Genomic DNA, 13,135 nt, shown 5'->3' on the forward strand with positions numbered 1-13,135 from the left:
CTACACGGATTTTGCAATGAACGTTTATTGGTATCTCACCGCGCCGGATGGGCACGCGCCGTGGACGGCGGACGGTGCCCGTACGATCAACTACCGTTACCTCCAGCAACTGGCACGCGGCTATGACCATCTCGGTTTTACCGGTGCGCTGTTCGCCACCGGCGCGCATGACGTCTGGGTGCTGGGTAGCTCGCTGTTACCGTACACGGAGGACATGAACTTCCTGCTCGCCATCCACCCCGGACTCATACAGCCCACATTGCTCGCGAAAATGGCGGCCACCTTTCAGGAGTTTTCCAAAGGGCGGCTGCTGCTCAACGTCGTGTCGGGCGATGCCAAGATGCTCGGGGCCTATGGCATGTCCATCCCGCATGACGAGCGCTATCTGATGGCCGACGAATACCTCACAATCTTTAAGCGTCTTTTCGCCGGTGAAACCGTGACCTATCAAGGTAAGTACTTCAGCGTGGAGGGGGCGAAGCTCGCGCTGCCTGCGGGGAAGTCGATTCCCATCCCTCCATTGTGGTTCGGCGGCTCATCCGAACCGGCCATCGAAGTCGCTGCAAAACACGTCGACACCTATCTGTCGTGGGGCGAGACGCCGGATGAGATCGAACAACGGGTTCGGCATGTGAATGCCCGCGCGGCGCACTACGGACGAAGCCTGTCGCACGGCGTGCGTCTCTACGTCATTCTTCGCGACACCGACGAGGCCGCCTGGGCAGAGGCGGATTGCCTGTTGAGCCTGATGGACGACGACGCCATCGCCGCGAATCAACGGTTTGTCGGTGGCAGCGACTCCGTGGGCCAGCGACGCATGAGTGCGCTTCATCAAGGCAGGCGGCCAGCGCGCGCACGGGATCTGGAAATCGCGCCGAACCTTTGGTCGGGACTGGGCCTTGTACGGCCAGGGCCGGGCACTGCGATTGTGGGCTCGCCGGAGACCGTCGTCGAGACACTCAACGATTACGCATCGCGGGGCATTGACACCTTCATTCTGTCGGGTCTGCCGCTGCTCGAAGAGTCGTATCGGTTTGCGGAGCAGGTTTTGCCGCATTTGCCCGTTCGTCGCCGTGAAACGGCCGAGAAGACATTTACCTGGTCGACGTTGTTCGATCGCGATCCGTCCACGCTCACCACGCCTGCGCAACCTTGAAGGCGCATCGTTTCACTCAACCGGGATTTAGCATGAACTTCATTTTCGACGTCCGCCGGCATTTCCGGCGCACGGGGGAGCGTTTCGCTGTCGTGGCGGCGCTCGCCGCGATTACGCTGGCGATGATGCCTGCACCCGCCAGTGCGCAAACCCGCGCCGGCAGTGTGACGTTGCGTATCGCGTATCTCAAGGGAACCTCGGATCTGACGCTCGCCAAGGCCAAGGGCTCACTCGACAAAGCGCTGGCCGGGCAGGGCGTCAAGGTCGTCTGGGCCGGCCCCTTTCCTGCAGCCGCACCCGCGTTCGAAGCCCTTAACGCCGATGCCGTCGATCTGACGAGTGGCAGCTCCACGTCGTTCGTGACGTCTATTGCCGCTGGTGTCCCGATGGCGATTTTCGGCTATCAACCCATGACAGCGCGTAACGAGGCCATCGTGGTGCCGCGGGATTCGGGTATTCATTCGCTTGCCGATCTTGCTGGCAAACAGGTTGCCGTCAACAAGGGCGGCACCGGCGAGTATCTGCTGGTGCGTGCGCTGGTCAAAAGCGGCATCGCGCCGGATACCGTCAAGCGCCGCTACCTGTCGCCCAGCGACACCGGCAGCGCATTTGTCGGCGGCGGCGTAGACGCGTGGGCAACGTGGGATCCTTTCCTCTCGATTGCGCAAAGCAGCTATCACGCGCGCGTGCTGGCAGACGGCGCAGCCATTGGTTCGGACAACGCCGTGGGCTATTTCGTGCGCCAGGATTACCTGAAGGCGCATCCGGAAGTCGTGAAAACCGTGCTGCGTGTGCTGCGCGACGAGAATGTCTGGACCGCCGCCCATCCGCGAGAAGCCGGAAAGATCTGGGCGGCCGAATTGAATCTGCCGCCTGCACTGGCAGACAAGCTCGGCGAGAACAACGTGTCGCCACTGCGTGCGGTCCTGCCCGACGACGTCACGCGAATCGAGCGCGTTGCCCGCTGGTATGTGGATAACCGAATCATCTCTACACAGCCCGACGTCAGGTCGCATATCGCGACACTCGCCGACTAAGCCGCCTTTCGCAACTCTCGACACTTCCCGGCGTTCCGGCCCGGCTCTACGCCCCCTTCGGGCGATGGCCGGACACGTGCGGACTTCCTCTCAATGCCACAAGCCGACAGCGATCGGCGAAAACTCGATATGACCCAGAAGACCCACACGCTCGCACGTTCGCAGGCGGGCGCGCTCTCGCCCGGGCGCGCCACACTCGCCACCCTGGCTCTCGCCATCGGCCTGACGGCGTCGCAGGCAGCACACGCTCAGGCGTCCAGCGTGACGCTCTACGGTTTGCTCGACCTCTCGCTCGACTGGTCGCACTCTGGCAGCCAGAGCACTTACCGCATGCTCTCCGGCGCGCAAACCGGTTCACGCTTTGGCCTGAAAGGCTCCGAAGAGATTGGCGGCGGAAACCGTATCAACTTCACGCTCGAAAACGGCTTCAACCTGAACAACGGCACCGCCAGCGATTCGACATCGATCTTCAACCGCCAGGCGTGGGTCGGCGCTTCGGGCCGCTGGGGGGAAGTGCGTTTTGGGCGGCAGAACTCGCCACTGTACGTGCCGCTGGAAGGTAAATTCGATGCGACCGGTGCGTCGACCATCGCGTCGGGGTTGAACAGCTTCGCAACCTTGTCAGTGCGCGCGAGCAACGCCATTTACTACGGAACCCCCGATATCGCAGGGTTCTCGGCGCAAGCCATGCTGGGGTTGCGCGATGGCACGACCACACTGCGCAGCGGCATCAACAACTACCACTTGACGGCGTCCTACACGCGCGGTCCGGTGGATTTGGGTGTGGGCTTTCAGTCAGTGGACAGTGCGATGAACGCGAGCACGCTCAAGGCGTTCTTCGGCGGTGGTTCCTACGACTTCGGCACGGTTCGGCTGTTCGCCGGTTTCCATCATGCGCAGCAAAGCGACGGCTCCGTGGACAAGAACGTCTACACCGTCTCCGGTGCTTACCGCTTCAACCCGGCTTCATCGTTGGCGTTGGTGTATTCCCATCTCGACGACCGCACCCCGGCAGCGCGCAATGCGGATCATGTTGGTCTGATGTACGCCTACTGGCTCTCCAAGCAGACATGGCTGTACGCCAGCGGGGCGGTGCTGCTCAACAAGGGCCGTGCTTCTTATGCGCTTGCCGGATCGACGACGCCGGGAGTTGCGGTGGCCTATTCCGGTGCAGACGCCCAGGGCATTCAGATCGGCGTGCAGCACCGCTTCTGATTTTCAAGCGATCGGCGCGTGCCAAGGGTTCAAGGTGACAGGGCACGAGAGTGCCGCGTCAAGCCCTGTGTCCCGTGCTTATGCCCGGACGCTGCCATCGAAGACTTGATTGCGCCCGGTATGGCAACGCCGTCTACCTCGTTCCCCAGTAGATGAGCAAGAGAACTGCGACCGTAACGGCACCGACGAACCAGGACATGCTAACCATAATCTCTTCTCCTGCGGGCGTTTCACGACCGCGTCCGAACTGGCCGGCCCGGGTGACTTACCATCGCCACCTGAGCATGCCTGCCGCGCGGCAATACGATTTACCGAACTGCGTAGGCGCAAAGCGCTTGCCAACGCGCTCGATGAGTTCGCGGGCGAGCAGGGCGTCGATGACCGCGTCCGACAACGGCACCGGGTCGCGCTCTGAAATACGCTGAAGTGCAGCGAGGATGGTTTGTTTCGATAGGGCGAGCATATGACGTCCCCCATAGGAAATCGGTAATCGTTCGACCCGGCGCCCTGGACGCGGACCTATGCGTCAGGGTTGCCAAGTCGAGGCGCGTCAGGCCAGCTTTATGTCGGACGCGTGTGGTCCTTTCGGACCTTGCACAACATTAAAGGAGACGCGCTGGCTATCTTGAAGGGTCCGAAATGATTCGCCGTTATTGGCGCTGATTTCAGAAAAGTGAGCGAAGAGATCTGCGCTTCCATCGTCCGGTGTGATGAAGCCAAATCCCCTGCTGTTATTGAACCACTTGACGGTGCCGGTGCTCATGAATTACCTCTCGAATGTTCAACGCTTTACCGTCGCGAAATACGGGGTATACGGGCATTGAAGAACAGACAACCAAGAGGGTCAGAGATCGGAAATGTCTCGCAAAGATCGCCAGATCGTTGCGCTATCGAAAAACGTCAGACTTGATGGTCGGTACTTCTCTTATACGCTGGTATTGTCGCATCAACAAGCGGTTTATTTTTTATATGGATTTTAAATATAATCGGAATTTAAGTTTTAAAATTTTTATGTCGATGGCGGTAAATCTCGCTCAATTCCTGGTATCGGAGAGCAAGGTCACGCCAAAGGCAGAAGGTTGATCTGTACTCGGTGGATACGCCCGTCGTCGACCAACGGTATGTCCTGATCGCTACCCGCCAGGAGGTGCCCGTCCACTGTCACGGATGTGGGGCCCTGGGTCTGACCGTGCAGATTCGCGACCGAGATGAGGTAACGGGACTCACCGAACAGATAGCTCAAGCGAAACCCGCGCCATTCACGTGGAATACAAGGCGTAACGCGAAGTGTGTCACCGCGCTTTTGCAGCCCCAGAATGGACTCCACGGCACCGCGATACACCCATCCGGCGGCGCCGGTGTACCAGGTCCAACCGCCTCGCCGCACATGGGTGGGGGCCGCGTAAATGTCGCCGGCCATCACGTAGGGCTCGACCTTATAGGCATGCACGCCGGCGCGCGTATCCGCATGATGAATGGGGTTGAGCATCTTGAGCATGTCGCCAGCCCGATTCCCATCGCCCAGTTGCGCAAACGCGATCATGCACCAGGTGGCGGCATGCGTGTATTGGCCGCCGTTCTCTCGCACACCCGGCACGTATCCCTTGATGTACCCCGGATCCCGCTCCATTTTGTCGAAGGGCGGCGTCAACAGCAGGATAAGGTCGTCGCCCGGTCGCACCAGATAGTGCTCGACGGATTCCATCGCCCGCCGCTGGCGGTCTGGGTCGCCCGCTCCCGATATCACACTCCAGCTCTGCGCGATCGAGTCGATGCGGCATTCCGCGTCGCCTGCGCTCCCGAGCGGGGTTCCGTCATCGAAGTAGGCTCGCAAGTACCACGCACCATCCCAGGCACCGTTGTTCAGCGCGGCTCGCAATCCTTCGGCATGCACACGCCATCGTGTCGCATCGACCTCTCCGCGCGCTTCAGCCAGATCCGCGAAATGCAGTGCCGTGGCGTGCAGGAACCATCCCAGCCAGATGCTTTCGCCTTTGCCTTTCATCCCGACACGATTCAGGCCATCGTTCCAGTCGCCCCCACCGATCAGGGGGAGCCCGTGGGGGCCCGTTGCAAGGCTGCAATCGATGGCGCGCTGGCAATGTTCGAACAGGGTGCCGGTCTGCTCGGTGACCGTCGGCACGTAGTAGGCATTCTCTTCCTCATCGGCGACGGGACGGCCGTCCAGATAGGGCACGAGTTCGTCGAGAATCTGCGTGTCACCCGTCACGCGGACGTAATGCGTGACCGAATACGGCAGCCAAAGCCGGTCGTCGGAGATATGCGTGCGCACGCCACGCCCCGAAGGCGGGTGCCACCAATGCTGCACATCGCCTTCGACAAATTGCCGGGCCGCCGCCTTGAGAAGATGCGCCCTCGCCAGATCGGGACGCGTATAGCAAAGCGCCATACAGTCTTGCAGTTGATCGCGGAATCCGAACGCGCCGCTAGCCTGATAGAACGCTGCGCGCGCCCACATGCGGCACGACACCACCTGATAAAGCAGCCAGCCATTGAGCATCAGATCGGTCGCCCGATCCGGCGTCTCGACCTGGAGCTGCGTGAGAATGGCGTGCCATTCCGATTTGACCGTTGCCAGCGCCTCGCCGGGCGATGTGGCGCGATAGCGTTGAACGTACTTCCTGGCGGCGTCACGGTCGTTTGCCTGTCCCAGAAGAAAGGTAAGCTCGACGCGCTCGCCGGGCGCCAGGGTGATCTGCGTGACCAGCACGCCGCAGGGGTCCATGCCTGCCCCTGTCGCGTTGCTGAGTACAGCATCGGGCAACAGCCCGGCAGGGTGAGCGAGATCGCCGTTGCGTCCGATGAATTCCGTGCGATCGCCAGTCCACTGCGTCTGTCTGCCAAGCCAGTCGACGAAGGCGATTCGCTCACCGAACTCGGCGTTCCATGGGTTGCCGGCGAACATGGCGCCGGTGACGGGGTCGATCTCGGAGACGACGAACGGTGCATTGCGGGCACGTTCGGTCCCGAGCACCCATTCGACGTACGCAGCGGCAGAAAGTCTACGAGGCCTTTTGGTTCGGTTCTCGATCGTCAATGTCGAGAACTTCACCGGATCTTGCCAACTCACGAACTGTACGAGTTCGGTCTTGATGCCATGCACCGCATGTTCGAAGCGACTGTAGCCAAATCCGTGGGAAGCGATATAACGTGTGTTCTCCAACCGGATCGGAGATGCGGTCGGGCTCCACAGATGGCCGGTATCGTCGTCGCGCAGGAAAAAGGCCTCACTGCAGGGGTCCACGACCGGGTCGTTCGACCACGGCGTCAATTGATTCTCGTGGCTGTTCGAGGACCAGGTGTAACCTCCGCCCGACTCCGACACCTGAAAGCCGAAGTCCGGATTGGCGATGATGTTGAGCCAGGGCGCCGGCGTGCGTTGTCCCGGCCCGAGCACCGTCACGTACTCTCGCCCTTGTTCGGCAAAACCGCCGAGCCCGTTGAAATACTCCAGTGCTGGCGCGGGCAATGGCGTGTCGGCCGAGTCATCGCTGCGCGTGCTGTACGTTCGTGCGATACGTTTGGGCGTGAGCGTGGGCGTGTCGTTACGCCCCATGCGCACGATTTGCTCTTCGAGGCTGCCTTGCCTTGCACCTGCAAGCACGACGCGCGCGGCACTTAGCAACAATGTCATTTCCGCAGCCTCGAGCCCGTCGGCACGAATGACGGAGATACCGCCGCGCCCGCCGCTCTGATCTGGCGTGACTTGCGTGCCGCTTACCATCGTCTGCAGAGAAACCTGCAGATCCTGGATATACGACACCTTACGCTCGTTGAGAATGACGAGTTCGACCGGAACGCCCTTGCCCTGCCAGTATTCGTGAGCGCGAAGCAACTGTCTGACGATGTCGCGGTCGTCGGGGTCGTCCACGCGCACGAGTACGATGGGGAGATCGCCGGAAATGCCGAATCGCCATAACGACGGTGCACTGAGCGTGTTGCGCTTGAGCACCTCGGCCGCCGGACGCATGGCGGGATCGACGTAGAGAACCCGGTTGGCGATGAACTGGAAGAGATGCGCATCGTCTGCCGTGATGCCCAGATGGTGGAGATTGACCTGTCCCTGTGTCCACGCCAGTGTCGAAATCCGTTGGAAGCTGGCAGGGTCGTGGTACTTGTCGCTCAGGTCGAGCAACAGCTCACGCGTTGGTGCCACCATCGTGGAAAACACCAGATGCTCGGTCGCACCGGGAGCAATCGTAATGCGTGTGCGAAGGCTGAAGATCGGGTCCAGTACCGCACCTACGGTGTTCGATAGCGGACGACCGTCCATGACCGCCAGCGGATTGCGGATAGTTCGGCCTCTCGTGATGAAACGAGCCCGATCTGTTTCGTATCCCACGTTGCCGCCATGCGTGGTGCTGGCCAGCACATGGGCCGCCCACAGCGGCGTATCGGCACCGCCGCGAGGACGCCGCATGGCCAGCAGACCATGCACTTCCGGCAAATATTCCGTCTGGATGAACAGGTTCGAGAACGCCGGATGTGCCGTATCGCCCGCCATCGGGGCCAGCACGACTTCGGCATAAGAGGTGACTTCAATCTCGCGCGCCTGCAGACCCGCATTGGTGATGGAGAGCCGCCGGACTTCGGCGTTGTCTTCCGGCGACACCATGATTTCGAGCGTCGTGAGGAGCGAGCCTTCATGCCGGACGAAGCTCGCACGATCTTCGGAGAAGGCCACGTCATAGCTTTCGGGCTCGGTACCCACGGGCTGCGCCGTCGCCGACCAGACGGCATCGTTCGCGGTGTCCCGCAGAAACAGATAGCTGCCCCATGGGTCGCACGTGAGATCCTCCCGCCAGCGCGTCACAGCCGCGTTGCCGCAGAGGCTGTACCCTGAGCCGGCGGCGGTGACCATGACCGAATACTCGCCGTTGGAGAGCAAGTGGGTGGCGGGCGGTGTTTGACCTGCCGAATCGAAACGGCGCATGACCGGCACGCTCGCCTCGACGCCCAAGGGCGTATCGGCAATATCGGGGGCGAGATCGACCGCGCATATTTCACGCGGATTGGCCTCGTGCAGCAGAAGGTCGGCCGCTCGCACCACCGCCTGACGATGAAAGCGCTGCCGCATGACGTCACCAAACAGTACATTCGACAACGCAACCAGCGACATGCCCTGATGATGCGCCATGTAGGTGCGAACGGGCACGGCGTTGCAGTTCTTCGGCAGACGCGAGGGCGTGTAGTCGACGGCGTCGTAATAACCGAAGACGCCACGCGCGCCCACGGCGTCGAGCCGCTTCAGGTTGGCGACGGCACGCGGTACGTCGTACATCGCGGCGAGTACCGTGGCGTAAGGTGCGATCACCAGCGACCGCGCCAACCCCCGCTTCAATGCCAGCTCGGGTACCCCGAAATCGGCGTATTGGTAGGTCAGCGCGCGATCACGGATATTGCAGGCTGACTCGGAGATTCCCCACGGCACATTGCGCTCCTTGCCATAGGCGATCTGACTCGATACGGCAAGCGCACACGTCGAGTCGAGCAGGCTTCGATGCGGATAGTCCATCACTAGCGAAGGCATCAGGTATTCGAACATCGAGCCTGACCACGACATCAGCACTGCAGCGTTGCCGTAGGGCGCCATGATGCGTCCGAGCCGGAACCAGTGCGTTGCGGGCACGTCACCCTTGGCAATCGCGATGAAGCTCGTCAATCGTGCCTCGGACGCGAGAAGATCGTAGTACGAGTTGTCCAGGTGGGCGTCCCCCATACGATAACCAATGGAGAACAATCGCCGGTCGGGCGCGTACAGGAAGCGGAAATCCATCTCGTCGAAAAGCCGGCGCGCCATTGCGGCAACGGCATCAAACCGTTTCGCAATCGCAGCGTCCGGGATGTCCATGCCAGGCACGGACGACTGTGCAGCATCGTGAGCCGATTCGCCGTGAGACGACAGGATCGCCGTCAGGTCTCGCAGGTGACTCCCGACGTCGTTACGAATCGCGCCCACCCAGTAGAGCACCTCGCTATGCGCCTCGTCACCACGTTCGTTCGCGAATGTCTGCGCGAGGTCGAGCAGCGTGCTCACGCGCCGATCGATGGCATGCCAGCGTCGTCGCCAGTCGTCGTTTGCATCGGCGGCCGTGCCGACCGGTTCGGATGGCAAGGGTTGGAGGAGTATGAGTTCCAGCGCGTTGAGTTCGTCGTACAGATGGTTGCGGTTGACCGTCAGCGTTCGCCGGTCGTCGCTCTCATGAGCGATTGCGTCGCGCAGCAGAGCCGCCGTATCGCGGATGCCGTTGAGTTGTGACCGGGCGAATACCGGCTGGAGGGGAATCTCTTTGCACGCGCTCACGACCACGAGCAAATGCCCTGCCAGATTGCCGCTGTCGACGCTCGACACGTACTGCGGCACCAGCGGGCTCAATTCGCGGGTGTCATACCAGTTGAAGAAATGGCCTCGGTGCCGAGCGAGCGTCGACATGGTGCCAAGCGTGCGCTCCAGGCGCTCGAGCGTCTCCGTCACGCCGATCCAGCCAAAGTCGCGCGCGCTGAGCACCGATAGCAGATAGAGACCGAAGTTGGTGGGCGAACTGCGATGCGCCACCACGGGCCGCGGGTCTTCCTGAAAGTTGTCGGGAGGAAGATGATGATTCTCGTCATCGACAAAGGTGGCGAAAAAGCGCCAGATCCGCCGGCCGGCGACGCGCAAGGTGTGGAGGTCGCCGGCAGGCACGAGGGAAGGGCGGGCAGGGCCCGGACGGCGGCTGATCCATTGCGCGACGAACGGGGAGAGGCCCCAGACGATCAGAAAGGGGGCCGCCCACGTAAGGCTGGCAGGTCGTAGCCACGCGACAATGCCCGCACATAGTGCGGTGAGCGCAACGGCGCCGCGAAGCGACCAAAGGAAGTTGCCGACCGAGCGTCCGGCGTGGAGTTTGAGTTGGGCCGCCGTGACCCATTCGAGCAATCGGCGCCGCGAGACGATCAGGCGGAACAACGTGCGCGCGATGGCGTCTGCGGCCAGCCACGCATGATTGGCCAGCATCGAGGCCACGATCAAGGTGCGCTCGACGCCGCTTCTCATGTCCCTGCCGACCGCGCGCGAGTGGCTCGGCATCGAAATGCCTGTCTGCGACGGGATCAGGCCCGCCGCAATCATGAACATCGCCGGGGCGCAGATCGCCAGCAAGACCAGCGCCGACCAGACGCCAACCGGCGCTTGCGCGACTGTCCACGCGCCCACCAGTGTCGCCAGCGAGGCAGGCGCGCTCAGAGAGCGACGCAGATTGTCGAGCATCTTCCATCGGGCGGCGGCCGGAATGGCGCCGCCACGCTTGCCCACGATCCACGGCAACAGTTGCCAGTCACCTCGAATCCAACGGTGCAGACGGGTGGCAGCGACCTGGGCATGTGACGGGAAGTCCTCGAACAACTCGATATCGGTGACCAGGCCGCAACGGGCAAAATTCCCTTCGAACAGATCATGGCTGAGGATCGTGTTTTCCGGGATTCGTCCCGCGAGTGAGGATTCGAAGGCGTCGACGTCATACAGGCCTTTGCCGATATAGCTGCCCTCGCCGAGCAAATCCTGATAGACATCCGACACGGCCCCTGCATAGGGATCGATGCCGTAAGGTCCCGAGAAAAGGCGTGAATAGAGGGAGCCCTCGCTCATCGTCGGTAAGGTCGGCGTGATGCGAGGTTGCAGAATGCCGTAACCGGCGACTACGCGCCGCGAGCGCGGATCGATGTACGGATGGTTCAGCGGATGTGCCGCCGTGCCGACGAGTTGACGCACGGCGTCGATAGGCAGACGCGTATCGCTGTCGAGCGTGATCACGTACCGCACGCCGGGAGGTATCCACGGCGCGCGCCCGTCAACGTCCATGAACGACGTGTCCGTCGCGCCTCGCAGCAGCCGGTTGAACTCGTGCAGCTTGCCGCGCTTGCGTTCCCACGCGAGCCATTTGCGCTGCGATTCGTTCCACAGTCGTCTGCGATGCAGCAAGAAGAAGTGCGGGCCATCGGAGGTGCCGTCCGCGTATCGGGCGTTCAGCGTCGCGATGCGTGCACTGGCAGCCGCCAGCAGCGGCATGTCGCTGTCCATGTGCTCCGTATCCGCATCGCGCCAATCGGAGAGCAATGCGAACCGGACATCCCCTCTGGGGTTTGCGAGATAGTGCACTTCCAACTGTGCCGCTTGCGCGGCAATGTCCGCCTCGTTCGTGAGCATCATCGGCACGACGACGAATGTTCGGAGGTCCGGCGTAATGCCGTCGACCAGTTCGAGGCGCGGCAGATGACGTGGCGGAATCAGCCGGGACAGTGCGTGGTCGATGAGCATAACCGCAAGTTCCGACGCGGGGAATATCCCGCATAGGCCCAGCAATACAACCCCAGCCACGCTCACACCGGCCGCAACGCTGAGCCATAGGGGCAGGGCCACCAGCAAGCTGCTCAGCAGGCAAACCCCCACGATATAGGCCACGGCGCTATGGGAGGCACTATACAGACGCCATCGGCGCGTAAGCGGCACACGATAGGCGATCTCGCGCTCAAACTCGCGCCGGCCGGCCGACAGAAGATAGTAGCCGGGGTCCGTGCGTCGCGGCATGTCGTCGGCGTTGGCCGATTCACCCGTGCCCGCCGCCGCAGCGGACGCCTTAAGGTTCAGCGCCCGCGTGACTTCAAGCTCGGACAACCGGGACCTTGCCGCCAGCTTCTCGATCTCGTGCCGGTAACGGTCGCGCGTGGCAAAGTCCATGTCCGCGTAACCCGTGTTGTGGCGCAGATGGGTGTCGACCAGACTGACTTCCTCGAACAGCGGCTGCCAATCGAACGCCCGCATGTCGCGCAAGCTGGTGATGACATTGCGTACCGTCATGTTCGCTGCGGCCTGACTGGCATGCTCGGCCTGTACGATGTCGTCGGCCGATTGTCCTTGCTGCGCCAGTTGATCGCTGAGCCATTGCAGCGACCTGTCCTGATAGCGTAGACGCTGAATCAACTGCACGGTAAAAGCCGGCTCAAACGGCTCGACGACGCCAGCGCGCGCCTCCGGTACGTCGCCAGTGACGGGCGACGCGGACGCCTTGCGCGAGAGCAGGTCGTCCGCATACCGGTCGGCGGCCTGTCGGTTGACCTGAGATTGGGTAACGTGAGCACACAGGCGACGGAGATTCTCGATCATCACCGCGCGCAGCGTGAGCGGCATCGCCCAGAGTTCCGCCATGGTCAGCGGGTCGACGCGCTGATAGGCGAGCAAAAAGCAACTGAGCAATGCAGGGTCGAAACGGCTGTCGGTGTGGGCCACGAAGGCCCAAAGCACACCATAGATGCGCGGGTGGCCGCGCAACGGGCCGTCAAGCAGACGCGGCAATGACCGGAAAGACCGCGTGTCCAGGCCATGCCGGACCTCTCGGAACTGGTCGGAGACGGTACGGAAGTTATCCAGCAACCACTCGGCGGCCGGCGTGATCGAGCGGCGCTGCAACGTTGCTTGCGCCGTTGCGTCATAGCACTTGCGCAATACGCGCTCGTTGTCTGCGGCGCGTGAAGTCAGTGATCGGGCGCGTGGCGGGTGCACCGCAACTTGCTGCGCACGCGCCAGACTGAGGGCATGCTGCTCCAGCCGGTCGCGGCTGAACAACTCCGCGCGAATCGGAGCTTCGGGAGGGCCGAAGTCGCTCGCCCCTCGGGAAGTTCCGACAAAAAAGGCCATGCCTGGCGGTGTCCACATGCCGATGTCTCCAGC

At 62.2% G+C, this 13,135-nt stretch carries 6 protein-coding genes; 3 read left to right on the forward strand and 3 right to left on the reverse strand.

Going from position 1 to position 13,135, the window contains the following annotated elements:
* The first annotated feature begins 16 nt into the window (after positions 1–16).
* The 3 genes from PHO31112_RS15640 (at position 17) to PHO31112_RS15650 (ending at position 3,408) form a co-directional block, all read left to right on the forward strand.
* A complete protein-coding gene (locus tag PHO31112_RS15640) occupies positions 17–1,156 on the forward strand; it encodes an LLM class flavin-dependent oxidoreductase (RefSeq protein ID WP_150621335.1) in 1,140 nt (379 codons plus the stop codon).
* 32 nt (positions 1,157–1,188) lie between these two features.
* On the forward strand, positions 1,189–2,193 hold the full coding sequence (locus tag PHO31112_RS15645) for an aliphatic sulfonate ABC transporter substrate-binding protein (protein ID WP_217427036.1): 1,005 nt from the start codon (positions 1,189–1,191) through the stop codon (positions 2,191–2,193).
* Between the two features lie 129 nt (positions 2,194–2,322).
* Complete coding sequence (locus PHO31112_RS15650; protein WP_174995734.1) at positions 2,323–3,408, forward strand: porin; 1,086 nt, start codon at positions 2,323–2,325, stop codon at positions 3,406–3,408.
* A 265-nt stretch (positions 3,409–3,673) separates the two neighbouring features.
* Here the strand turns inward: PHO31112_RS15650 and PHO31112_RS15655 are convergent, their stop codons facing one another.
* From PHO31112_RS15655 to PHO31112_RS15665, 3 genes are all read right to left on the reverse strand, one after another.
* Entirely contained in the window at positions 3,674–3,871 is a 198-nt protein-coding gene (locus PHO31112_RS15655) for a hypothetical protein (RefSeq protein ID WP_150621337.1), read from the reverse strand.
* A gap of 87 nt (positions 3,872–3,958) precedes the next feature.
* Positions 3,959–4,171: a cold-shock protein gene (locus PHO31112_RS15660; RefSeq protein ID WP_150621338.1), complete on the reverse strand. Its 213-nt coding sequence runs from the start codon at positions 4,169–4,171 to the stop codon at positions 3,959–3,961.
* Positions 4,172–4,468: 297 nt separating this feature from the next.
* Positions 4,469–13,120, reverse strand: a complete 8,652-nt coding sequence (locus PHO31112_RS15665) for a glycoside hydrolase family 94 protein (RefSeq protein ID WP_246178259.1) — start codon at positions 13,118–13,120, stop codon at positions 4,469–4,471.
* Positions 13,121–13,135 lie beyond the last annotated feature (15 nt).

It is taken from the genome of Pandoraea horticolens (assembly GCF_902459555.1).
Lineage (GTDB): Bacteria > Pseudomonadota > Gammaproteobacteria > Burkholderiales > Burkholderiaceae > Pandoraea > Pandoraea horticolens.